Consider the following 24,140-nt stretch of genomic DNA (forward strand, 5'->3'; position numbering starts at 1 on the left):
AGCTCCGGGAGCGGGGCTCATAACGGTGCATATTTACCAGGACGAGTGCCTTGAGTCCCGATGGGGAAACAGGGCGCTCGGGTAAGATAGGAAACATGCGTAGAGCTAGAATTGTGTGTACGTTGGGTCCCGCTACGGATACCTACGATCAAATCCTTGAACTTGTTAAAGCCGGCATGAACGTGGCGCGTATTAACGCCTCCCACGGTTCGCATGAAGAACACGAAAAGCGCATTGATAATGTGCGCGCCGCCGCGAAGGAACTGGGTATCCCGGTTGCGGTACTCGTTGATTTGCAGGGCCCGAAGATCCGTCTCGGCCGTTTTGCCGAAGGCCCGGTCCAGCTGAACGTGGGCGATACTTTCACCATTACCACCCGCGATATCCCCGGCACGAAGGATATCTGCTCCACCACTTTCAAGGGCTTGGCGGGCGATTGCAATCCCGGCGATGTGCTCTTGATCGACGATGGCAAGGTTTCCGTGCGTGTCGTGGAAGTTGTGGACGGAACTGACGTGGTCACCCGCGTGGAAGTCCCCGGTCCCGTGTCCAATAACAAGGGTATTAATCTTCCCGGTGTGGCGGTGTCCGTTCCTGCCATGTCCGAAAAGGATGAAGAGGATCTGCGTTGGGGACTCAACTACGGCGCGGATCTTATCGCGCTTTCCTTCGTGCGTGATGCCAAGGATATTGACGATGTCCACCGCATCATGGACGAAGAGGGCATCCACCTGCCCGTTATCGCCAAGATCGAAAAGCCGCAGGCCGTGGCCAACCTGGATGACATCGTCCAGGCCTTCGACGGCATTATGGTTGCCCGCGGCGACCTCGGCGTGGAACTGCCCCTCGAGCAGGTTCCGCTGGTGCAGAAGGAAGCCATTTCGCTGGCCCGCAAGCGTGCCAAGCCGGTCATTCTGGCCACCCAGGTTCTCGAATCCATGATCCAGAACCCGCGGCCCACCCGCGCTGAGGCTTCTGACTGCGCCAATGCCATTCTGGACGGTGCGGATGCCGTTATGCTTTCCGGGGAAACCTCGGTGGGTCTCTACCCGATTGAGTGCGTGAAGACCATGGCCTCCATCGTTTCCTACACGGAGGAACACGGCCTGGAGCAGATCCCGCAGCTCTCCTCCCTGCATCGCACCCGCAACGGTGTTCTCACCCGCTCCGCTCTGGACATCGGTGAAGCCCTGGGTGTCAAGGCAGTTGTGGTCTTCACGGAAACCGGGCATACCGCCCGCCGCGTGGCACGCAACCGCTCCCGCCTGCCGATTATCAACTTCACTCCTTCGGAGAAGGTCCGCAACCAGCTTGCCGTGCTGTGGGGCAGTGAAACCTATACGGTGGATCATTCGGCTGCCACCACGGATGAAATGGTGCAGCAGGTGGAAGACCGTCTTCTCGAACTGGGCCGCGCCCAGGTCGGTGACCGCGTGGTGATCGTGGCCGGTATGCCCTCGGGTGTGGCCGGCTCCACCAACACCCTGCGTGTTCACAAGATCGGTGAAGAAACGGGCGTTGCCTAAAACTCGTGAACCGTGCTGGGCGCGCCGGATGCGCGAGTAGCACAGCAAAGGTGAGCGGGTGCCCCCCGGGCTTATCCCGGCGGGCACCCGCTCCCGTTCCAGATTTCTGCGTCACCATCATTTGAAATTTGGTGGCGGGTATGGTGAAATATTCTCTGCGTTTGCACATTCACTCGCGGTGATCCTGGAGATTCTGCTGGTGGTGGCGGCATATGCACAAGCTCCTGTGGTGGAATTGGTAGACACACTGCACTCAAAATGCAGCGCCGCAAGGCGTGAGGGTTCGAGTCCCTCCGGGAGCACCGCGGCGATAACCTTGAAGTTCGCTGGGAATCTCTGTCCCGTTGTTTGCTCTGCACCGCGTGGTCTGACAGCATGGTAAGGGGCGCGTGAATCCCGTTGCCGGTCATCATTCTCTCAAGGGTCAGAGAACACTTCGGTGTGGATGCAGGTGCAACATCGCACGCAGTAAATTGGTTCAATCTATCCGGCATGCCGGTCGAAGGGGTCATGATGGCCAGGGACACGGCGGCGCAAGCCGCGGAGAACAAAGAAGCCATTCGGGTTCTTGTCGTTGAAGACGAAACTCTCATTCGCCTCGATATTGTTGAAACACTGGAAGATGCCGGGTATGAGGTTGTCGGAGAAGCCGGCGATGGCGAATCCGCTATTGAACTCGCCGGCGAACTCGAACCCGATCTGATTGTCATGGATGTGAAGATGCCGGGTATGGACGGCATTACCGCAGCGGACCGGATTCTAGAAGAACATCGGGTGGCCATCGTTATGCTCACCGCCTACTCTCAGCGTGACCTGGTGGAACGCGCACGGGACGCCGGAGCGATGGCTTACGTAGTCAAGCCGTTCACGCCCGCTGATCTCATTCCCGCGGTCGAAATCGCTGTCTCGCGTAATCAGGAAATCGAAGCGCTCGAAAACGAAGTCTCTACCATGGCCGAGCAATTTGAAACCCGCAAGCGAGTGGATCGGGCTAAGGGCTTGCTGGAATCGCATATGGGCCTGACCGAACCGGAAGCTTTCCGCTGGATTCAAAAGACCTCGATGGATCGGCGGCTGACCATGCGCGAAGTAGCCGATGCTGTGATCGAACAGGTTGGCGGGCGTAGTTAAGCGCATCCAGCCGCGTACGTGCCAGGTCCCACAGTCTCACAGTCAGGCGCTCATCGATTTTCCGGTGGGCGCCTGCTAGCTATCTCGCGTAGGCTAGAGGGGTGAGTGAAAAAAAATTCCTTCTTGTTGACGGCCATTCTATGGCGTTCCGCGCCTTCTACGCCCTGCGGGCAGAGAATTTCCTCACCGATCGGGGGCAGTACACCAATGCTGTTTACGGTTTCCTCTCCACCCTGCTCAAAATCATTGGTGATTACCACCCCGATTACATCGCCGTGGCCTTTGACCTGCCGGGAGGAACATTCCGTACCCGCGTCTATCCGGAATATAAAGGAGGCCGGGCCCCCACACCGGTAGAATTCTCCGGCCAAATCGATGTTATTAAAAACGTCCTGGATACCTGCGGAATAAGTTGGCTTACTTACGAGGACTACGAAGCTGACGATATTATTGCCACCCTTTCCCGTCGTGCGGTAGAAGAGGGAGCGGATGTCTATATTGCCTCCGGCGACAAAGACTCCTATCAGCTCGTTGATGAGCACACCACCGTGCTCTATCCCATGCCGCGTTCGGCCATGCAGGCCCTTGACCCGGCCGGTATCGAAAAGAAAACTGGAGTGCGCCCCGAACGCTATGCCGACCTGGCCGCGCTCGTGGGGGAAGGCGCCGATAATATTCCCGGAGTCCCCGGTGTCGGCCCCAAAACCGCGGCGAAATGGCTCGCCGCCTATGGCGACCTCGATACTATTCTCAACCGTGCGAATGAAATTGGTGGAAAAGTAGGTGCCTCCTTGCGCGAGCACCTGGATCAGGTTCGCCAGAATCGGTCCCTCAATACCCTTGTGCGTGATCTTCCTATCGGAGAGAACCTCGAGGAGTTCCGCCCGCGCGGAGTGGAACGGGAAGCGCTGCACGAGCTTTTTGACACTCTCGATTTTGACACTCTACGCGGGCGCGTCCTGGCAGAGTTACCGGCGCGTGACGGCACCGCCGAAACCGAGGCAAGTGTTGGTTTTACCCTCACCGGCTTGGAGATCACCACCTCCGGGGTGCGAGAATGGCTCGCCCGGCACTCCGACGCTCCGGTGTACGGTCTTGAACTTGCGGGCCCTGCTAGTCCGGGTGCGGGGAGTGTGGAGGCACTTGCGATTGGAACGGCAACGGCCGCCTTACTTCTCGATACTCACACCATGAACGACGACGATACTGCGCAGGTGCGTGCCTGGCTGGAATCTGATGCTCCGAAAGTGGTGCACGGCGCCAAAGAAGCCTGGCATCGGGTGCGGGGGCACGGCGCCGAGTTACGCGGCGTCGTCCGCGATACCGTGCTGTGTGCCTACCTTCTCTACCCCGATCAGCGCAGCTATGATCTCGGAGATCTTGCGTTGCGTCACCTCGGCGTTGATTTGGGGGATGGGGGAGTGCTGCCCGGGTTGGACGGACAGGCTGATCCGTTGGCGCAGCGCGCCGCACTCCTCGGCCCGCTTTCCGATAAGTTGCTCGAGGAATTGAAGGCCCGCGGTGAGGATGGTGCCTTGCTCAACCTCGAAATGGACGTGTCCCGCACCCTCGCGCGCATGGAGGACACCGGCATTGCGGTGGATTCTCCCTACCTTGAAAAACTGCGAAAAGATTTCGATGGACGCGTGGAAGCCGCGGCCAGACTCGCTTATGATGCTATCGGCCACGAAGTCAACCTCTCCAGTCCCAAGCAATTACAAGGGGTGCTTTTCGAGGAACTCGGCTTGCCCACCACCCGGAAAACCAAATCCGGGTACACCACGAATGCGGAAGCGCTAGCAGATCTGGCGGTGCGCATTGCCGCGCGCGAAGATGATAAGGCGGTAGCCGGGACTCAATTCCTCGGGGCTCTTCTTGAGCACCGTGATGCCATTAAACTGCGGCAATCCGTGGAAGGTTTGCAGCGCAATACCCGGGCGGATGGGAAAATCCACACTACCTACCAGCAGGCGGTGGCAGCTACCGGGCGGCTCTCGTCCACGGATCCGAATCTTCAAAATATTCATGCGCGCACGGCTGAAGGTCTTCAGATCCGCTCTGCCTTTATTCCTTCCGCGGGCTATGCGGCGCTGATGACCGCGGATTACTCTCAGATCGAAATGCGAATCATGGCCTCGCTTTCCGGCGATGAAGCGTTGATCACCGCTTTTAACGAGGGCGAAGACCTGCATTCCTCGGTGGCCTCTCTCGTCTTCGGGATTCCCGAAAGTGAGGTAAGTAGCGAACAGCGCTCCCGTATTAAAGCGATGAGCTACGGCTTGGCTTACGGGCTCTCCGCCTACGGGCTTTCCCGCCAGCTCCATATTTCCGCCCACGATGCTCAAGAGCTCATGGATACCTATTTCGCGCGTTTCGGGAAAGTGCGCGAATACCTTGATTCCCTCGTGGTGAAAGCCCGTGAAGATGGCTATACCCAGACGCTGTTGGGGCGGCGGCGCTACCTTCCCGAATTGCGTTCCACGAACCGACAACTGCGCGAGGCATCTGAACGCATGGCTCTCAATGCTCCGATTCAGGGCAGCGCGGCGGATATTATCAAAATCGCCATGGTGGCCGTGGTGGAAGCGCTGCGCGAAGCAGGGTTGCGCAGCCGAGTACTGCTCCAGGTCCATGACGAACTGGTGCTGGAAGTGGCACCCGGTGAGCACGAGGCCACCGAGGAGATCGTGCGGCGGGAAATGGCCGGCGCAGCCCAGCTGCGGGTCCCACTTTCGGTCGGGGTTGGGTACGGCCCGAATTGGCGGGAGGCAGCCCACTAGAACGAGGCGCCCACACCACGCCGATTCTGGCCCGGATGCCTTGCACTAGCCAAGCTTTTCCGCGTAGTATGGAGAACTGGTGTGAGCACCCGCCGCACTGGCCGATATCCATCGGTCCCAAGCAAATATTCACAATAGTGTCCGGAAGTTATCAGTTAATGACTAATACCACCCCCGAGTCTTCGACTCTCCCCGAGATTGCCGTCAACGATATCGGCTCCGAGGAAGAACTTATTGCCGCCGTCGATAAGACGATCAAGTACTTTAACGATGGTGACCTCGTCGAAGGAACCGTTGTCAAGGTCGACCATGACGAAGTGTTGCTCGACATTGGCTACAAAACCGAGGGTGTTATTCCCTCCAAGGAACTTTCGATCAAGCACGATGTCAACCCTGATGATGTCGTTGAAATTGGCGACCAGGTAGAAGCCCTTGTCCTCCAGAAGGAAGACAAGGAAGGCCGTCTCCTCCTCTCGAAGAAGCGCGCGCAGTACGAACGTGCCTGGGCGGAAATCGAGAAGGTCAAGGAAGCTGATGGCGTCGTTACCGGCACTGTCATTGAAGTCGTCAAGGGCGGTCTGATTGTTGATATCGGGCTGCGCGGCTTCCTGCCCGCTTCGCTTGTTGAAATGCGCCGCGTGCGCGATCTGCAGCCCTACATCGGCCGCGAGCTTGAAGCGAAGATCATCGAACTTGATAAGAACCGCAATAACGTGGTTCTTTCCCGCCGCGCCTGGCTGGAAGCGTCCCAGTCCCAGGCTCGTGGCGAATTCTTGCACCAGCTTCAGAAGGGCCAGGTGCGCGAAGGCTTCGTGTCCTCCATTGTCAACTTTGGTGCCTTTGTGGACCTCGGCGGTGTGGACGGCCTCGTCCACGTTTCCGAGCTGTCCTGGAAGCACATCGACCACCCGTCCGAGGTTGTCGAAGTGGGTCAGCCTGTCACCGTGGAAGTTCTCGATGTTGACATGGATCGCGAGCGTGTCTCGCTCTCCCTCAAGGCCACCCAGGAAGATCCGTGGCAGTCCTTCGCCCGCACCCACGCGATCGGCCAGATCGTTCCGGGTCGCGTCACTAAGCTCGTTCCTTTCGGCGCGTTCGTGCGCGTGGAGGACGGCATCGAAGGCCTCGTCCACATCTCCGAACTGGCCTCCCGCCACATCGACACCCCGGAAGAGGTTGTCAAGGTGGGCGACGACGTCTTCGTCAAGGTCATCGATATCGATCTGGACCGCCGCCGTATTTCGCTCTCGCTCAAGCAGGCGAACGAAGGCGTGGATCCGAACTCCCAGGACTTCGATCCCTCGCTCTACGGCATGGCCGCTGATTACGACGAAAACGGCAATTACAAGTACCCCGAAGGCTTCGATCCCGAATCGAACGAATGGCTCGAGGGCTACGAAGCTCAGCGCGAGGCATGGGAGAACGAATACGCCCAGGCCCAGGCTCGTTGGGAAGCACACAAGGCCCAGGTTGCTGCCGCGCTCGAAGCCGATGCTGCCGCTGGCGCCCAGGCTGCTACCGCTGCCGAGCCGGCCGCGGAAATCCCGGCCAGCTACACCTCCACCTCCGAACCGAGCGGCTCGCTCGACTCGGATGCCGATGAGGCTCTCGCTGCCCTGCGCGAGAAGCTGACCAACAACTAAGGCATAGGCTACCGCGGGTAGCATCTAGTACCGCCGCCGGCGCACCTCTTTGGGGGAGCGCCGGCGGCGTTTTCTTTCTCTCGAGCACATTGTTAAGCTGAGACGGTGAAAGCACTAACAGTCGGGGGAGCCAGCGCATATCTGCTACGCACCTTCACCCACCCGCGGGATCGCGCCCTGCGGGTAGCGGTATCCGGTGGAATCGGCGCCGGAAAATCCACGGTCACTCGCGTTCTGCGGGACCGCGGCGCGCTTATTGCCGATGCGGACGCCCTCGCCCGGGAGGTCACCGCCCCGGGTAGCCCCGTCCTCGCGCAGCTCGCCACCATTTTTGGTTCGGGTATTTTAAACGACGACGGCGCACTCAACCGCGCTGCCCTCGCCGCACATATCTTCTCCAATCCGGCCGCCCGCCACCGGCTTGAAGCTCTCACCCATCCCGCTATTATCGCGCGGGCTCGGGAGATCCTTGCCAGTGCGCACCCGGACCAGCTGGCTGTCTATGATGTGCCCCTCCTGGTAGAAACCCGCGCCGATCGTGAGGTCGATTGCGTGATAATCGTCTCTTCCCCGGAAGAAAAGCGCCTTGAGCACCTCCGCGGCCGGGGCATGAGCGAAACAGATGCGCGGGCCCGGATGCACACTCAGGTTGATGATGAAGTCCGTCGGGGCCTGGCTCATATCTGGATTCAGAATGCAGGAAGCCGCGCGGAGTTGGAGAAGCTCGTTGCCAAATGCGCGGATAGCTGGCTGGCGGCGCCGCAGGCGCCGGCGTCGTCGTAGAAAAATCAAGATAAACGCAAGTAAAATGGTGATCCGTACCGTGTTTACTCTCAGCGTAAGAGGGAGTACCATTTACAAATAGTGAAATGACCGTTTCGCTATATGGTACGTCTCGTCGCCACGAAGCAACGATGCGCGGCGATGGGGCCTAAAATTTGAGAGGTTAAAAGCTATGCCAATTGTTTGGCTGCTCGTGGGCATTGCGTTGATGCTCGTGCTCAACATCGTATTCAAGGTGAATTCGATGCTCGCGCTGTTGCTCGCCGCCGTGGTGGTGGCACTGTGCAATGGCATGGGCCCGATGGAAACTCTCAAGACCGTCACCACCGGTTTTGGTTCTACGCTGGGTTCGCTCGCCATTATCGTTGTTTTCGGTGCAGTTATCGGCCGCCTCATGGTGGATTCCGGTGCGTCTCACGTGCTGGCATCGGGGCTCATTCGGCGCTTCGGACTGCGCTTCGTGCGTATCGCTGTTATTATCATCGGTCTTATTTTCGGCCTGGCGATGTTCTACGAAGTCGCCTTCCTGATGATTGCTCCGCTCGTTATTTCTATCGCTCAGGAAGCAAAGGTGCCGTGGCTGCGCCTAGCCATTCCGGCTGTATGCGCTACCACGGTCGCTCACTCCATCTTCCCGCCGCAGCCCGGTCCGGTTGCGCTCATTGACCAGTATCACGCGGATGCCGGCATGGTGTACCTCCTTGGTATTCCCATGGCGATTCTCTGGGTGATCGTGGGTGGCGTGCTGTTGCCCAAGGTTCTTGGTAACCTTGAGCGCCCGGTGCCGAAGTTCATGTCCGGTGATAAGGACGATAAGGAAGCCGCGGTCAATCCGCCGTCGTTCTTCATCTCCCTCATCGTGCCGCTCAGCCCGGCCATCATCATGATCTCGGTGACCATCGCCAATATTTGGGTAGATAAAGAATCCACGCTGGGCCAGTGGCTCAACTTCTTCGGTTCCTCCCCGGTGGCCATGTCCGTGGCGCTGGTGCTCGCTATGCTGCTCTTCGGTATTCAGCGCGGGCACAAGGGCGAATGGGTCATGGACAAGTTCAATAAGGCCGTGTCGATTATCGCCGGCGTTGTCATGATTATCGGTGCCGGTGGCGCCTTCAAGCAGGTTGTGATTGACTCCGGCATTGGCGATTACATCGGCGGCTTCATGAGTGCGGGCGCGGTATCGCCCTACATTATGGCCTGGTTCATCACCGTTCTTATCCGCCTGGCTACCGGTCAGGGCGTGGTCTCCGCGATGACCGCCGCCTCCATTATTGGTGCGGCTGTTATGGATCCGACCACCGGTGTGATGCAGGCGGGCGTGGATCCCACGCTGCTCGTGCTTGCCACTGCTGCGGGCTCCAACTTCATGACGCATATTAATGACGCGTCCTTCTGGCTCTTCAAGGAATACTTCGATCTGTCCATCAAGGACACTCTCAAGACGTGGGGCGGCCTGCTCGCCTCCGGTTCACTGGTTTCACTGGCGTACGTAATGTGCCTCTCGCCGTTCTTCGGCTAGAGCATGAGTAGGCGGGTGCGGGCGGCCGGTATGGTCGCCCGCATCGCACACATAAAGATAATCAAGGAGTACACATGACGCAGAGCATTCCCTTTGCCGAGCAAGCTATCGCCGGCGTCAGCCTCGTCACCCGTGGGGACCTGAGCGCGCTAGAGATTAACACTGATACCGTATCCGGTTCCGTATTCCCCTACGGCGCCCACGTTGCCTCCTGGAAACCGGCTGGCTTCGAGGACGTCCTCTACATGAGCGACCTATCTGGCCTCACGCAGGGCACTCCTATCCGGGGCGGTATCCCGGTGGTAGCCCCGTGGTTTGGACCTTCGGATAACGGCCTGCACGGCTGGGCCCGCATCCAGGACTGGACCCTCGAATCCGTCAGTGGCGATACCACCGCGGTGGAAGCAACCTTCACCCTCGCGGGCAGCGCCCTGGGTGGCGACCTGGCTGATTCCCTCAGCCTCAGCTACACCGTGCACCTGGGCAGTGATTTTTGGGTGCGGCTAAACGCCACCAATACCGGCACCGAAACGATCGCCCCGGAGTTAGCCCTTCACGCCTACTGGGCTGTGGATGCGCAGGATCTGCGTATCAAGGGTATCGAGGAGGGCGGCATCGATCGCCTTGCGGATAATGCCCAACTCCCCGCCGGCCCCTTCGAGGCTCTCGAAGGCCAAACCGTTGATCGTTTCTACCCCTTCGCGGGCGATATCGTGCTCGTGGACGCGGGCGGACACCGTAAGATCACCCTGCGCTCGGAAGAATCCGATAAATCGGTGGTGTGGAACCCGGGTACGAAGGGCTCGGCCGCGAATGCGGATATGCCCGATGATGCCTGGAAGCATTTTGTGTGCGTGGAAGCAACTCGGGTGCGCGAAGGGGCCCCGCAGCTTGCGCCGGGGGAGAGCGCCACGCTCACCCTGCACGCCACCGTGGAGCACCTTGACTAGTTTTTAGTTCAAGGCCGGTTCTCGCCACGCTCGAACGGCGTGGGATAACGACGGCGCCCAGCGGCCGGATAGAAACTCGACCATAACCTCGGGTCTCTATCCGGCCGCTGGCGTATTTCGTACCGCGCGCCGGGTGAGGCTAGTAAGCTCGCCACTATGGCTCTTGATTCTGAGATTGTGCGCAGCGATAAGCCTTTTGAAGTTATCTCCGAGTACCGTCCCTCGGGAGATCAGCCCGCCGCGATTGCCGAACTCACCCGTCGTATTAACGACGGTGAAAAGGATGTGGTGTTGCTGGGAGCCACCGGTACCGGAAAATCGGCCACCACCGCCTGGCTCATCGAACAGGTACAGCGCCCCACCCTTATTATGGAGCCGAATAAAACGCTGGCCGCGCAAATGGCAGCGGAATTCCGCGAACTTATGCCGAATAATGCGGTGGAATACTTCGTTTCCTATTACGATTACTACCAGCCGGAAGCCTATGTTCCTCAAACCGATACCTTTATCGAAAAAGATTCCTCCATTAACGATGAGGTAGAACGACTGCGCCACTCGGCCACTAATTCGCTCCTCACCCGGCGGGATACCGTGGTAGTAGCCTCCGTTTCTTGCATTTACGGCCTGGGTACCCCGCAGGAATATGTTGATCGTATGGTGCAACTGCACGTGGGCCAGCAATTGGATCGTGATGAGCTGCTGCGCACCTTCGTCTCCATGCAGTACACCCGTAATGATATTACTTTTACTCGCGGCACTTTCCGGGTGCGGGGCGATACTGTGGAAATTATTCCCGTGTACGAGGAATTGGCTATCCGCATTGAATTCTTCGGCGATGAAATTGACGGGATATCCCTACTGCACCCGCTCACCGGGGATGTTCTCCAACGCACCGATACCGCCCACGTGTTCCCGGCTTCCCATTACGTGGCCGGACCCGAGCGGATGGAACGCGCTATCCGTTCCATTGAGGAAGAACTGGCCGAACGCCTGGAATACCTGCGTGCGCACAATAAGCTCCTCGAGGCACAGCGCCTGGAAATGCGCACCAGCTACGACATCGAGATGATGCGCAATATTGGAACAACCTCCGGGATTGAGAACTATTCTCGGCATATTGACGGGCGCGGGCCGGGTACCGCACCCAATACGCTTCTTGATTACTTCCCCGATGATTTCCTTCTCATCCTCGATGAATCCCATGTGACTGTTCCCCAAATCGGGGCCATGTACGAAGGGGATATGTCCCGCAAGCGCACGCTCGTGGAGTATGGTTTCCGACTACCTTCCGCCATGGATAACCGTCCCCTCAAATGGGAGGAATTTCTTGATCGTATCGGCCAAACTGTGTACCTATCCGCGACACCTGGTAAATATGAACTCGAGCAAGCGGACGGCGTCGTCGAACAAATTATTCGACCCACCGGTTTGGTGGATCCTCTTATTAAAGTCAAACCCACCGAAGGTCAGATCGATGATCTCCTCGAGGAAGTACGGGTACGAGCCGAACGTGATGAGCGGGTACTTATCACCACGCTAACGAAGAAAATGGCTGAAGATCTCACCGCCTACCTGGCTGACCGCGGGGTGCGGGTGGAGTATCTGCATTCGGATGTGGATACCTTGCGCCGAGTGGAGCTGCTACGGGAATTGCGGCTCGGGAAATTCGATGTGCTTGTGGGTATTAACCTGCTGCGCGAGGGCCTGGATCTTCCGGAAGTTTCCCTCGTGGCCATCCTCGATGCGGATAAGCAGGGCTTTTTGCGTTCTACCACCTCGCTCATCCAAACTATTGGGCGAGCGGCCCGTAACGTTTCCGGGGAAGTGCATATGTACGGCGATAGCATTACCCCGAATATGCAGCAGGCTATTGATGAAACGAATCGGCGCCGGGAAAAGCAGCTCGCCTATAACCGGGAACACGGTATCGATCCGCAACCACTGCGCAAACGCATTGCGGACGTGACCGATATGCTCGCCCGGGAAGACGTGGATACTGAGCAGCTGCTCGCCGGCGGGTATCGTCAAGAACCCGCGCATGCTCGGGCGCGGGCTTCGGAAGCTGAAATTGCCCGGGCGCAGGGTGGCAAAGAGTTGCGCGAACTCATTACCGAGCTCACCGCACAGATGCACGCGGCCGCCGAACAGCTCCAATTTGAGCTCGCGGCGCGCTATCGCGATGAGATCAAAGATTTAAAAAGCGAGCTGTGGCACTCTCAGCAGGCCCAAAAGTAAAATGCCCGCACGGGAAACGCGCGCCCGCACGGGCACGCATCTCCGCCCGGCACCCACACCGCATAGGAAACGCGGCTCGGTGGTGCTCCCCATCGTGTAAAGTGTGCACTCGTGGAGGGGAGTATTCCCGTCAACCGCCGATTCGTCAGCACGAGACCCACCCGGGTCGTCCGGATCGGAGACCTGCCGCGGCCGCGCGCCCGGTCGGTGGGAAGAGACCTCCGGTCATTCCATCCGGAGGTATATATGCTTTCATACGCCACGGGTGTGCTGCCGTTGACGAGCACGCCCGATCAGATGTCGGTCCATATGGCCGAGTGGATCCTGCTGTTCGTTGTTGTTATCGGTATTTTCGCTTTCGATCTGCTCTCCCACGTGCGCAAACCGCACGAGCCCAGCATGAAAGAATCGGCAGGTTTCCTGCTTTTCTACATTTTCCTCGCCGTCTGCCTGGGCGGATACCTGTGGTGGCGCCACGGGGATACCTTCGGATTGCAATTCTTCAGCGTCTGGGGCGTGGAGTATTCCCTCTCTGTCGATAATATCTTCGTCTTCATTATTATTATGGGTTCCTTCGCGGTGCCCCGTGCCCTCCAGCAAAAAGTGCTGTTCTGGGGTATTGTTATCGCACTGTGCCTGCGGTTCCTCTTTATTTTGCTGGGTAAAGTCATTGTGGAATCCCTGGCCTGGTCCTTCTTCCTCTTCGGCGCTTTCTTGCTGTGGACCGCGTTCTCGCAGGTCAAAGAGGGCCTCTCGAATAGCGAACCGACAGGCGAGGAAGCCGATAATTTCTTCGTGCGCCTGGCGCGCCGCACCCTCCCAGTGGCCGAGGATTACCACGGCGACCACTACATCGTGAAGCGGGGCGGCAAGCGCTACATCACCCCGTTACTGCTGTGCATTATCGCCATCGGCGGGATTGACCTCATGTTCGCCCTCGATTCCATCCCGGCCTCTTTCGGTTTCACCACCGAGCCCTTCATTATTTTCGCGGCAAACGCCTTCGCCCTCATGGGCCTGCGTCAGATGTTCTTCCTGGTGGACGGCCTCCTCGAACGACTTGTCTACCTGCATTTTGGGCTGGCCGCGATCCTCGCTTTTATCGGTTTCAAACTCATTTTCGAGGCGCTGCACCATTACGATATCGCCGCGGGATTCTTCGAGTTCACACCGCTGAGCTCGCTGCTCGTGATCGTTGTCATCATCGTGGTGACGGTGGTGGCCTCCCTGCTGCGCTCGCGTTCCCTTGCACGCAAGAAGAAGAACGACGACGATGCAGCTGGCGGTGCTAACTAGGGCGGCGCGTGCCGGGCTAATTGCTGTAGCGGCGCACGAATCAGCGTGGCGCTGGGCTAATTGCTGTGGCGCCGGGCTAGGCGGCGCGCCAGAATTGCGCACACAAAAATTTGTAGCTGGTGGAAAATAACCACCGGAACGGACAACGGGGCGACCGTGGCCGGGGCGAATAGTGCCTTGGCCATCGGGAGCCCCGTTGCCAATGATTTCTTTGATCCGCACATGAGTACCACGATGCGGTCCTCTACACGCATCCGAGCCAGGCCCCCCAGCCACCAGGTAATGGATAGCATTGCTGCCAGCAGCACACAGCACAGGGCGAGCAGTCCGAGGATTGTCCAGACCGTTACCCCGGCCCAGGCCCCTTCCGCGGTGGCATTGAGGACGGATGAGAGCACGATGAGGATAATCGAGGTGTTATCCACGGTGCGTACCAGGCGCGGGTGCGCGCGGAACCACGTGCCGACCCAGGGCTGAAGGCACTGCCCAATAACAAAGGGGAGGAGCAGCTTGAGGAGCACCGAATTAATAGATCCGGCCGAAGCCCCCTCTACGTGCAGGAAAAGCAGGACGAGTAGCGGGGTGAGGAAAATTCCCGCGATATTGGATACCGTGGCGGACGTGACGGCAGCGGCCACGTTCCCGCGGGCGATGGAGACCATGGTCACCGAGGACTGGATGGTAGAGGGCAGGAGTGCCAGGTAGAGGAAACCGAGGGCAAAAGCTGGACCCACAACCGGTGCAACGAGGTGGCCCAGGGCGAAACCGAGGAGTGGGAAAATCAGGTAGGTGCATAGAAACACCAGGCCTTGCAGGCGGATATTGCGCAGCCCGGCCAGTACGTCCCGGGTGCGTAGCCGCATCCCGTAGACCAGGAATACGCAGGCAACCGCGAGGTCCGATACGGTTCCCAAGTGTGCCCGCAGGGCGCTGGGCGCCGGAATCAGCAGTCCCGCGATCATCGCCAGGATAATTCCTGCTACTAGGGGATCGGGGCGGTAGCGGAGGAGGCGAGCGCCCCGATGGGCTCTCTTATCCTCTCGGCCATTCCCGCAGCTTCGTGCTCGCTTAATTGCCATGGAAACCAGCCTAGCGTGAACATTGCACCATTCGGTTATCGAACCTGTGTTCAACCGTGTAAGCTTGGCCGGGTGAGTGATGTTATCCATGTTCAGGGCGCACGGGAAAATAACCTCCGTAATATCACGGTGGATATTCCCCGCGATCAACTCGTTGTGTTTACCGGACTCTCGGGCTCCGGTAAATCTTCCCTGGCTTTTGACACCATTTTTGCCGAGGGGCAGCGCCGCTATGTGGAGTCGCTGAGCTCCTATGCTCGCATGTTCCTCGGTCAGATGGATAAACCGGATGTGGATCTCATTGAGGGGCTTTCCCCGGCGGTGTCCATCGATCAGAAATCCACCAACCGTAACCCGCGCTCCACGGTGGGCACGGTCACGGAAGTCTACGACTACCTGCGTTTGCTCTACGCGCGTGCCGGGGTGCAGTACTGCCCGGAATGCGGGGCGAAAATCACCGCCCAAAGCGCCCAGCAAATCGTGGATACGCTCCTTACCTACCCGGAAGGAACCCGTTTCCAGGTCCTTGCCCCGGTTGTGCGTGACCGCAAGGGCGAATATGCGGATGTTTTCACGGATCTCGCCCAGGCCGGTTACACTCGCGCCCGGGTGGATAGCGAAGATATCCGCTTGGATAACCCGCCCAGTCTCGATAAGAAGCTGCGCCATAATATCGACGTCGTTGTTGATCGGCTTGTGGTGCGCGAGGGTATCACCAGTCGCCTCACCGATTCGGTGGAGCAGGCTCTCGGGCTCTCCGCCGGGCTCATGGTGGTGGAATTCGTGGACGCGGTGGAAGGTGAAGAACGCTCCCGGCGTTTTTCCGAACATCGGTCCTGCCCAAACGGGCACGCCCTCGCCCTGGAAGAAATCGAACCGCGGACTTTTTCTTTTAACGCTCCTTACGGGGCCTGCCCGGCTTGTGATGGTCTGGGCTCCACCTTGGAAGTGGATCCGGATCTGGTAGTGCCGCATCCGGAAAAAACTCTGCGGGAGGGCGCAATCACTCCGTGGACCGGCCACCAGGACTTCTTTACCCGCCAGATGGAAGCCCTGGGGGAGGAACTCGGCTTCGATGTGGATACTCCCTGGCAGGATCTGCCTAAGAAGGCGCGAAAGGCCCTGCTGGAAGGTAATAATTACAAGGTCACTGTCAAGTACCGTAACCGGTGGGGGCGGGAAAAAACCTATGCGACCGGCTTTGAAGGAGTACTCGGCTACGTTAAACGCAAGCACGGGGAAACCGAATCCAGCTGGTCGAAGGAACGCTACGAAGGCTATATGAGGGAGATCGCCTGCTCGGCCTGCCACGGCGCGCGTCTCAAGCCGGATGTGCTGGCCGTGCGCATCGGAAACCTCAATATTTTCGAGTTGTGCTCCCTCTCCATCGACGATGCTAAAGCCTTCCTCGACTCCGTGGAACTCGATGCACGCCAGGCCCGTATCGCCGCGCAGGTGCTGCGCGAAATCCAGGCTCGGATGGGCTTCCTCGTGGATGTGGGGCTGTCCTATCTCACCCTTGCGCGCGGGGCCTCCACTCTTTCGGGGGGCGAAGCCCAGCGGATTCGCCTGGCCACCCAGATCGGTTCCGGGCTTGTGGGTGTGCTCTACGTGCTGGACGAACCTTCCATCGGCCTGCACCAGCGCGATAATGAAAAACTCATCGGTACTCTTGTCAAACTCCGTGATCTGGGGAATACCCTGATCGTTGTCGAACACGATGAAGAAACAATTCGCACCGCCGATTACGTTATCGATATTGGGCCGGGTGCGGGGGAATTCGGTGGGCATGTGGTCTACGCGGGGGATGTTGCGGGCTTAAGTGACTGCGAAGAATCCGTGACCGGTGCTTACCTTTCCGGAAAACGTAGTATTACGACGCCACAGCAACGCCGCGCTAGTGATCCGGATCGGAAGATCACGGTGCGGGGTGCACGGGAAAATAATCTCAAAAACGTGGAGGTGGCGTTCCCCCTCTCCACCTTGATAGCGGTGACCGGGGTTTCCGGTTCCGGGAAATCTACCCTCGTCAATCAGATTCTGTATCGTTCCTTGGCTAATCAGCTTAACGGTGCTCATACCGTACCCGGGCGGCATCGTGAAGTTACCGGGGCCGCGAACCTGGATAAGGTTGTACACGTGGACCAGTCTCCGATTGGGCGCACCCCGCGCTCAAATCCGGCCACTTACACCGGGGTTTGGGATAAAGTTCGTCAGCTTTTCGCCCAAACCCAGGAGGCGAAGGTGCGCGGTTACGGTCCGGGTCGTTTCTCCTTTAACGTCAAAGGCGGTCGCTGCGAAGCCTGCAAGGGCGATGGCACCGTGAAAATTGAGATGAACTTCCTTCCCGATGTGTATGTGCCCTGCGAAGTCTGCCACGGAACCCGCTACAACCGGGAAACCCTAGAGGTGAAGTACCGCGGGAAGAATGTTTCCGAAGTTCTCAATATGACCATTCACGAGGCTGCGGAATTCTTTGATCCCATCACGAATATCACCCGATATCTCACCACCCTGGAACGGGTGGGCCTGGGTTACGTACGCTTGGGGCAATCGGCTACCACGCTCTCCGGTGGGGAAGCGCAGCGCGTGAAGCTTGCTTCGGAACTGCACCGGCGCTCCAGCGGACGCACGGTCTATATTCTGGATGAGCCCACCACGGGCCTGCATTTTGAGGATATTCGCAAGCTTCTTCTAGTGCTGCAATCCCTCGTGGATAAAGGTAATACGGTGATTGTTATCGAGCACAATCTCGATGTTATTAAATGCGCGGATTGGGTTATCGACATGGGTCCGGAAGGGGGCGCCGGTGGTGGCACCGTCGTCGCCACCGGCACCCCGGAACAGATCGCCGCGGTTCCCGAATCCTATACCGGGCAATTCCTTCGCCCGCTCCTGGAGGAGACGAGGAGGTGACGGACCGTGGCTGATCCACGCAGCTACCGCCCGGCGCCGTCGTCGATTCCCACCGACCCGGGCGTCTACCGTTTCGTGGACGGTGAGGGGCGCATTCTTTACGTTGGGAAAGCGAAGAATCTGCGCAACCGGCTCCAGAACTATTTCCAGCCGCCTGAACGCCTCATTCCGCGCATCCGCACCATGGTGTATACCGCCACGAATGTGGTGTGGGTGGTGGTGGGGAGTGAAATTGAGGCGCTCACTCTGGAATACTCCTGGATTAAGGAATTCGAACCGCCCTTCAACGTGATGTTTCGGGATAATAAGTCCTATCCCTACCTGGCGGTGTCCCTGGGGGAGGAGTTCCCGCGGGCATATATCACCCGGGAAAAGCATCGCAAAGGCACCCTGTACTTCGGGCCGTATACCAAGGTGTGGGCGATCCGGAAAGTGCTGGACGCCCTGCTACCGGTGTTCACCATGCGCTCGTGTTCCGACGCGGAATTTCGGCGGGCGCAGCGCACTGGGAAACCCTGTTTCAATACTCATATCGGGCTGTGTAATGGGGCCTGCGCCGGGATGGTGAGCGCGGCGGAGAATCGCGCCGTCGCCGAAGAATTCGTAAAATTCATGGAATCGGATGGTAGCGATTTTATTCGTGCCCGCACCGCGGAGATGAAAAAGGCAGCCGCCGTGGAAGATTTCGAGCGTGCCGCGAAACTACGCGATGAAATCACCGCAATGACAACCGCAACTGAACGCAATGTAGTGGTCTTCGATTCTAATCTCAATGCCGATATTATCGGTCTCGAATCCGATGAAATTGATGCCTCAGTCCAGATTTTTTATGTGCGCGGGGGCAGAATCCGCGGGCAGCGCGGCTGGGTAACAGAAACCGAAGGTACCGAACCAGCCGATATTATCAACGCGCTACTCCTCCATATTTACGGCAATCCTGAATACGACTCCTACCGCGGGGTAGGCACCCAGGGAGATCGAACCGTGCGGGCCGGCACCTCCGTTGATGACCGGGACCACGTACCGCCCGGGGCTATCCCGGGGGAAATCTGGGTGCCGGTCTTCCCCTCGGACCGCGCGGGGCTGGAGCGCTGGCTTGCTGAACGCCGCGGCGGGCCGGTTCACCTCAAGCGCCCCCAGCGCGGGCCGAAAGCCCAGCTGGCGGATACCGTGCACGCGAATGCGAAACAGGCTTTTGACCGCAATAAGCTGGCGCGCGCAGCCGATATTACGGTGCGTTCCCAAGCCCTGGAAGAGCTGCGCATCGGGCTGGATTTGGATCGCGCTCCGCTGCGCATCGAAGGCTACGATATTTCCCATACCCAGGGTCGCCAGCAGGTTGGCTCCATGGTGGTATTCGAGGACGGCCTTAAGAAAACCTCCGATTATCGGCATTTTATCGTGCGCGGGCCGGAGGGCCAGGGGGCCCGGGATGATACCGCCGCGATGGACGAAGTGTTACGCCGGCGATTACACCGTTTGAACGACGCTGCCGCGCACGCCGCCGATGCCGGGGGAGTGGAAGATGAGGGTACGGCTAGTGCCGTTACTGCCGCGGCCGCGCCGCGTCGTTTCGCCTACCGCCCCGACCTCCTCGTGGTGGACGGCGGGCTGCCGCAGGTCAATGCCGCCCAGCGGGTGGTCGAGGAACTCGGTGCCGATGTGCGAGTAGTGGGCCTGGCTAAACGTCTGGAAGAAGTGTGGATTCCGGGGGAAGAATTCCCGGTTATTTTCCCGCGCACCTCGCCGGCGCTGCGCCTCCTCCAGCAACTACGCGATGAATCGCATCGCTTCGCCATTACTTTCCACCGCAAGAAACGGGGTCAGGCGATGACCCGCTCCGCACTTGATGCCATTCCGGGGCTGGGGCCGGCTAAGCAGAAGAAACTACTGAGCGCTCTTGGCTCGGTCAAACGGATTCGGGAAGCCAGCATTGAGGAACTCACCGAAGTTCCGGGTATTGGCCCGGTGCTGGCGGCAGCGATTCAAGAAGCACTGCGGGAGAAGTAGCTCGCGAATCTTTGTGGCATGATGGAGATATGAGTGACACCCGTGACATTAACGATACGTCCCGTATCCCCGCTGTTCTTCCGGCGGCCGATTGTACAGCTGAGCTTCCGCCGGCCGACGTTCCGGAAATCATTATTGTCACGGGAATGTCCGGGGCGGGCAGATCCCGAGCGGCTGCCACCCTCGAAGATCTGGGTTGGTACGTGGTGGATAATCTCCCGCCGCGCTTGCTCAGCGCCCTGGCCGGGCTGCTCTCCGGTAATGGAAAGGTGACCCGCATGGCAGCGGTGGTGGACGTGCGCTCCCGGGAATTCTTCGCTGAGCTCCTGGAAGTTCTTGCCGATCTCACCGCAAGCGGCATTAACTATCGCATTATTTTCCTCGATGCCGATGATGCTTCCCTGGTGCGGCGCTATGAAAGCGTGCGCCGGCCCCACCCGCTCCAGGGCCACGGACGGCTTTTTGATGGCATCACCGCGGAGCGTAAACTCCTGGCGGATCTGCGTAGCCGCGCAGATTCTGTTATTGATACCTCGCGGCTGTCCGTCCACGATCTTTCTCGCAAAATCCGCCGCCTTGTGGGTGAAACCTCCGGAACAGAAGCCACCCGCGTAACGGTGATGTCTTTCGGTTTCAAATACGGCCTGCCCCTGGATGCTGATAACGTGGCCGATGTGCGCTTCCTGCCGAATCCCTACTGGATTACCGAGTTGCGCCACCTGAGCGGTCACGATAAACCGGTGGCGAATTTCGTGCTGGAACAGGACGGCGCAGAGGCTTTCGTGCAGGAGTACTCCCATCTTATCCACACAATCCTGGCCGGATACGCCCGCGAACTCAAGCCCTTCACCACTATCGCGATTGGCTGCACCGGCGGAAAACACCGTTCGGTGGCTATCGCGGAAGCGGTATCCGAAGCTCTACGCGCCGCCGGGCACTCGGTACGTACAATTCATCGTGATTTGGGGCGTGAATAATGGGTGGGCGCGGTAGTCGCGGCCCGCGTGTCGTCGCCCTCGGGGGCGGTCACGGCTTATACGCGTCACTTTCGGCCTTGCGGCTCATCACCCAAAATATCACCGCCGTGGTTACTGTTGCGGACGACGGCGGCTCCTCGGGGCGCTTGCGCAATGAATTTAACGTGATTCCACCCGGAGATTTACGTATGGCCCTTTCGGCGCTGTGTGACGACGGCGAATGGGGCCAAACCTGGCGCGATGTTCTCCAATACCGTTTCTCTTCCGAGGGGCCGCTTAACGGCCACGCCATGGGTAACCTCCTCATTGTTTCTATGTGGGAGCAATTGGGGAGTACAGTTTCCGGCCTCGACTGGGTGGGTCAGCTTCTGCGCATTGACGGCCGCGTGCTACCTATGTCTCCTATTCCCCTGGAGATTGAGGCGCGGGTGATTGACGAGGAAGACGGCCCCCAGCTCTACCGCGGGCAGGTGGCGGTAGCAACAGCCCGTGGAAGGGTGGAACACGTCAGCCTTATTCCAGAGAATCCTCCCGCCCAGCCCGAAGCGGTTGCCGCTATTGACGAGGCCGATTGGATCGTTTTCGGACCGGGATCCTGGTATACCTCTGTCATTCCCCATCTCATGGTTCCTGATTTGCACACGGCCCTCGTGCGTTCCCCGGCTCGGCGGGTACTTGCCCTCAATCTCCGTAACGAGCGTGAAACATGGGGAATGAGCGCCGCTGATCATATTCGTTCTTTTGCTCGCCATGCTCCGGATCTGCGTATTGACGTGGTGGTGGCCGATCCGCGCAGCGTGGATGACATCGGCGAAGTCGCAGCGGAAGCTGAAGGCATTGGGGCCACGCTTATGCTGCGACAGGTTAGAATGGGCGATAATCGCGCACGTCACGATGCGTTGCGTTTGGCCGCTGCCTATCGGGATGCCTTCGAAGGCGTCATGGGAGATTCCTAAATCGGGAACTCGCGCACGGAAGAATCCACAACTGGGATATTTCCTGCTGAGCAGCGGTCCCACCATAGGAGGAAGGGGAGTCGTGTCCGCGTTAACACGTACGGTGAAAGATGAGCTAGCCACCGTTACGCCGGCCTCGCTTTCCGCCGCTCTGGCTGAACTCACCGCGATGTTCCGGTACGGCGGGGGATTGGCCGTGCGTTCGCGCACCCTCGAACTCGTGGCTGAGCTGGGCCACCGAGCAACCGCGCAACGCCTGTGGGAATTGGTGCGCCAGCTTTTCTCCGTGGAACCGGAACTTCTCTCGGTTTCCTCGCAGATGCGCCAGGGGCAACGTTTCCTGGTTCGTTCTTCGGAAAACACCGAACGCATTGCGGTGAAACTCGGCCTCCTAGACGCGCACGGGCGGCCGGTGCGGGGGCTACCTCCCTCGGTCGTTGGTGGCTCAAAAGCCGATGCGGGAGCAGCCTGGCGCGGAGCTTTCCTCGCGCGAGGTACCCTCATGGAGCCCGGGCGCAATGCTTCCCTTGAGATTATTTGCCCGCGCCTGGAGGCCGCCTATGCCCTGGGTGGGCTGGCACGCCGCCTTGATATCCCCTACCGGGTACGTGAATCGCGCGGTGCCCACCGTATCGATATCCGCGGGGGAGAAGCTATCTCCGATATGCTCACCCGGATGGGCGCCAATGATGCCGTGCTGCGTTGGGAAGAGTTACGCGTGGAACGGGAAGTACACGGCACGGTTAATCGTCTTGCTAATTTCGACGACGCAAATATGCGCCGCAGTGCCGATGCCGCTGTCATCGCGGTGATTCGGGTCAAGCGAGCATTCGAAATTCTCGGCACGGATGTTCCGGAGAATTTGCGGGCAGCCGGCGAAGCCCGCATCGCCCACCCGGAAGATTCTCTCAACCTGCTCGGGGAGCAGCTCACGCCGCGCGCCACCAAAGATGCCGTGGCCGGCCGGTTGCGTCGCTTGAATTCTATGGCTGATAAGCGGGCCAAGGAGCTGGGCATTCCGGACACCATGGCCGCGGTGCGTGCCGCAGGGCACAGCGCAATATCCTAACGCGCGTAGCGCGTTCGCCGTCGTCGAAAAAACTAACAATCAAGAATGGGACTAAGGGCGTGTTATGCCGCTGTCGGGTTTCGCTCTGTGCCAAAGTTCGCAAGGTGCTTCCCGTTGGCATTAGCCCAAGCCGAACGTGACCGGTAGAATAGCTAGTGGTTCCGAGAGAAGTTCTCGGACGGACTTCTCAAAGACAAGAAGTCGAGTTGGAAACGCGCTAGCTGGCGCGTGAGGAGGATAAAGAGTGACTGTACGCGTTGCTATTAACGGCTTCGGCCGTATTGGTCGTGCCGCTGTCCGCGCAGCCCTCGCCGAGGGTGCGGATTTCGAGATCGTCGCGGTCAATGACCTGACCGATATCAAGACTCTCGCCCACCTGCTGAAGTATGACACCGCCGGCGGCCGCCTCCCCGTGGAGATTGAAGCAACCGAAGATGGATTCGTACTCGACGGCAAGAAGATCAAGGTTCTTGCTGAAAAGGATCCGGCCAACCTCCCGTGGAAGGAACTCGAGGTTGATATCGTTCTCGAGTGCACCGGCCGCTTCCGTACCGGTGAAGCTTGCCAGGCTCATATCGAAGCCGGCGCCAAGAAGGTTCTTATTTCCGCCCCGGCGAAGGGCGAAGATGCCACCTTCGTTATCGGCGTGAACTCCGATCAGTACGATCCGGCCAAGCACAATATTATTTCCAACGCTTCCTGCACCACGAACTGCCTCGCCCCGGTGGCGAAGGTTCTCGTGGATAAGTTCGGCATCAAGAAGGGTCTGATGACCACGATCCACGCTTACACCGCGGATCAGAACATCCAAGATGCCCCGCACAAGGATCTGCGTCGCGCCCGCGCGGCCGCGCAGAACATGGTTCCCACCACCACCGGTGCGGCCAAGGCCGTGGCTCTGGTTCTCCCTGAGCTCAAGGGCAAGCTTGATGGTTACGCCGTGCGCGTCCCCACCATCACCGGCTCCCTCACGGACCTCACCTTCGAAGCTGAAAAGTCCGATGTGACCGTGGAAGAAATCAATGCCGCGATGAAGGAAGCCTCCGAAGGCGCTCTCAAGGGCACCCTCGCCTACACCGAGGATCCCATCGTCTCCTCGGACATCATCGGTGATCATCACCAGTCCATCTTCGATGCCGGCCTCACCAAGGTGATGGACGGCCAGGTCAAGATCGGCTCCTGGTATGACAACGAATACGGCTACGCTGCTTCCCTCGTGAAGCTTGCCAACCTCGTTGCGAGCAAGCTCTAAAGATCAAGCGATGAGCTG

Annotated in this window: 16 protein-coding genes and 1 tRNA gene; 16 read left to right on the forward strand and 1 reads right to left on the reverse strand. The window is 59.1% G+C overall.

The features are described from left to right. Nucleotides 1–95 precede the first annotated feature (95 nt). The 10 genes from pyk to HMPREF9237_RS05545 all read left to right on the forward strand — a co-directional run bounded on the left by pyk (nucleotide 96) and on the right by HMPREF9237_RS05545 (nucleotide 13,863). The gene (gene pyk, locus HMPREF9237_RS05500; protein WP_039898859.1) at nucleotides 96–1,526 is read left to right on the forward strand and encodes a pyruvate kinase; all 1,431 of its coding nucleotides are present in this window, start codon (nucleotides 96–98) and stop codon (nucleotides 1,524–1,526) included. A 220-nt stretch (nucleotides 1,527–1,746) separates the two neighbouring features. After that, a tRNA-Leu gene (locus HMPREF9237_RS05505) sits at nucleotides 1,747–1,828 on the forward strand. A gap of 211 nt (nucleotides 1,829–2,039) precedes the next feature. Beyond that, entirely contained in the window at nucleotides 2,040–2,657 is a 618-nt protein-coding gene (locus HMPREF9237_RS05510; protein WP_196800258.1) for an ANTAR domain-containing response regulator, read from the forward strand. A gap of 101 nt (nucleotides 2,658–2,758) precedes the next feature. Further along, nucleotides 2,759–5,437, forward strand: coding sequence for a DNA polymerase I (gene polA, locus HMPREF9237_RS05515; RefSeq protein WP_016442744.1), 2,679 nt, complete (start codon nucleotides 2,759–2,761; stop codon nucleotides 5,435–5,437). 158 nt (nucleotides 5,438–5,595) lie between these two features. Continuing rightward, nucleotides 5,596–7,080 carry a 30S ribosomal protein S1 gene (gene rpsA, locus HMPREF9237_RS05520; RefSeq protein ID WP_016442745.1) on the forward strand — a complete coding sequence of 495 codons (1,485 nt, stop codon included), beginning with the start codon at nucleotides 5,596–5,598 and terminating at the stop codon, nucleotides 7,078–7,080. 105 nt (nucleotides 7,081–7,185) lie between these two features. After that, a complete protein-coding gene (gene coaE / locus HMPREF9237_RS05525) occupies nucleotides 7,186–7,863 on the forward strand; it encodes a dephospho-CoA kinase (RefSeq protein ID WP_016442746.1) in 678 nt (225 codons plus the stop codon). 172 nt (nucleotides 7,864–8,035) lie between these two features. Further along, nucleotides 8,036–9,382, forward strand: coding sequence for a gluconate:H+ symporter (locus HMPREF9237_RS05530; protein ID WP_016442747.1), 1,347 nt, complete (start codon nucleotides 8,036–8,038; stop codon nucleotides 9,380–9,382). A 74-nt stretch (nucleotides 9,383–9,456) separates the two neighbouring features. Next, nucleotides 9,457–10,332, forward strand: coding sequence for a hypothetical protein (locus HMPREF9237_RS05535; RefSeq protein WP_016442748.1), 876 nt, complete (start codon nucleotides 9,457–9,459; stop codon nucleotides 10,330–10,332). 156 nt (nucleotides 10,333–10,488) lie between these two features. Further along, nucleotides 10,489–12,567: an excinuclease ABC subunit UvrB gene (gene uvrB, locus HMPREF9237_RS05540; protein ID WP_016442749.1), complete on the forward strand. Its 2,079-nt coding sequence runs from the start codon at nucleotides 10,489–10,491 to the stop codon at nucleotides 12,565–12,567. Nucleotides 12,568–12,813: 246 nt separating this feature from the next. Beyond that, nucleotides 12,814–13,863 carry a TerC/Alx family metal homeostasis membrane protein gene (locus HMPREF9237_RS05545; RefSeq protein ID WP_016442750.1) on the forward strand — a complete coding sequence of 350 codons (1,050 nt, stop codon included), beginning with the start codon at nucleotides 12,814–12,816 and terminating at the stop codon, nucleotides 13,861–13,863. A 56-nt stretch (nucleotides 13,864–13,919) separates the two neighbouring features. Here HMPREF9237_RS05545 and HMPREF9237_RS05550 read toward each other — a convergent pair whose 3' ends face one another. Continuing rightward, nucleotides 13,920–14,942, reverse strand: a complete 1,023-nt coding sequence (locus HMPREF9237_RS05550; RefSeq protein WP_081637313.1) for a bile acid:sodium symporter family protein — start codon at nucleotides 14,940–14,942, stop codon at nucleotides 13,920–13,922. Between the two features lie 72 nt (nucleotides 14,943–15,014). Between HMPREF9237_RS05550 and uvrA the strand changes: the two genes are divergently transcribed. The 6 genes from uvrA to gap all read left to right on the forward strand — a co-directional run bounded on the left by uvrA (nucleotide 15,015) and on the right by gap (nucleotide 24,122). After that, entirely contained in the window at nucleotides 15,015–17,858 is a 2,844-nt protein-coding gene (uvrA, locus tag HMPREF9237_RS05555) for an excinuclease ABC subunit UvrA (RefSeq protein ID WP_039898861.1), read from the forward strand. A gap of 6 nt (nucleotides 17,859–17,864) precedes the next feature. After that, the gene (gene uvrC, locus HMPREF9237_RS05560) at nucleotides 17,865–19,868 is read left to right on the forward strand and encodes an excinuclease ABC subunit UvrC (protein ID WP_016442753.1); all 2,004 of its coding nucleotides are present in this window, start codon (nucleotides 17,865–17,867) and stop codon (nucleotides 19,866–19,868) included. Between the two features lie 29 nt (nucleotides 19,869–19,897). Continuing rightward, nucleotides 19,898–20,845 (forward strand): RNase adapter RapZ, encoded by a 948-nt coding sequence (rapZ, locus tag HMPREF9237_RS05565; RefSeq protein ID WP_016442754.1) that lies wholly within the window; start codon nucleotides 19,898–19,900, stop codon nucleotides 20,843–20,845. Next, the gene (locus HMPREF9237_RS05570) at nucleotides 20,845–21,801 is read left to right on the forward strand and encodes a gluconeogenesis factor YvcK family protein (protein WP_016442755.1); all 957 of its coding nucleotides are present in this window, start codon (nucleotides 20,845–20,847) and stop codon (nucleotides 21,799–21,801) included. The genes rapZ and HMPREF9237_RS05570 overlap by 1 nt, the downstream gene beginning before the upstream one ends. Before the next feature lie 82 nt (nucleotides 21,802–21,883). Further along, nucleotides 21,884–22,870, forward strand: a complete 987-nt coding sequence (gene whiA / locus HMPREF9237_RS05575) for a DNA-binding protein WhiA (protein WP_016442756.1) — start codon at nucleotides 21,884–21,886, stop codon at nucleotides 22,868–22,870. A gap of 244 nt (nucleotides 22,871–23,114) precedes the next feature. Beyond that, nucleotides 23,115–24,122: a type I glyceraldehyde-3-phosphate dehydrogenase gene (gene gap, locus HMPREF9237_RS05580; RefSeq protein ID WP_016442757.1), complete on the forward strand. Its 1,008-nt coding sequence runs from the start codon at nucleotides 23,115–23,117 to the stop codon at nucleotides 24,120–24,122. The last annotated feature ends 18 nt before the right edge of the window (nucleotides 24,123–24,140 follow it).

The organism is Actinotignum schaalii FB123-CNA-2 (genome assembly GCF_000411135.1).
Taxonomy (GTDB): domain Bacteria; phylum Actinomycetota; class Actinomycetes; order Actinomycetales; family Actinomycetaceae; genus Actinotignum; species Actinotignum schaalii_A.

Excerpts from the sequence above, each read along its gene's own strand:
- pyk (WP_039898859.1), top strand. The coding sequence starts at position 96 with ATGCGTAGAGCTAGAATTGTGTGTACGTTGGGTCCCGCTACGGATACC.
- HMPREF9237_RS05510 (WP_196800258.1), top strand. The coding sequence starts at position 2,040 with ATGGCCAGGGACACGGCGGCGCAAGCCGCGGAGAACAAAGAAGCCATT.
- rpsA (WP_016442745.1), top strand. The coding sequence starts at position 5,596 with ATGACTAATACCACCCCCGAGTCTTCGACTCTCCCCGAGATTGCCGTC.
- HMPREF9237_RS05530 (WP_016442747.1), top strand. The coding sequence starts at position 8,036 with ATGCCAATTGTTTGGCTGCTCGTGGGCATTGCGTTGATGCTCGTGCTC.
- HMPREF9237_RS05535 (WP_016442748.1), top strand. The coding sequence starts at position 9,457 with ATGACGCAGAGCATTCCCTTTGCCGAGCAAGCTATCGCCGGCGTCAGC.
- uvrB (WP_016442749.1), top strand. The coding sequence starts at position 10,489 with ATGGCTCTTGATTCTGAGATTGTGCGCAGCGATAAGCCTTTTGAAGTT.
- HMPREF9237_RS05545 (WP_016442750.1), top strand. The coding sequence starts at position 12,814 with ATGCTTTCATACGCCACGGGTGTGCTGCCGTTGACGAGCACGCCCGAT.
- HMPREF9237_RS05550 (WP_081637313.1), bottom strand. The coding sequence starts at position 14,942 with ATGGCAATTAAGCGAGCACGAAGCTGCGGGAATGGCCGAGAGGATAAG.
- rapZ (WP_016442754.1), top strand. The coding sequence starts at position 19,898 with ATGAGTGACACCCGTGACATTAACGATACGTCCCGTATCCCCGCTGTT.
- HMPREF9237_RS05570 (WP_016442755.1), top strand. The coding sequence starts at position 20,845 with ATGGGTGGGCGCGGTAGTCGCGGCCCGCGTGTCGTCGCCCTCGGGGGC.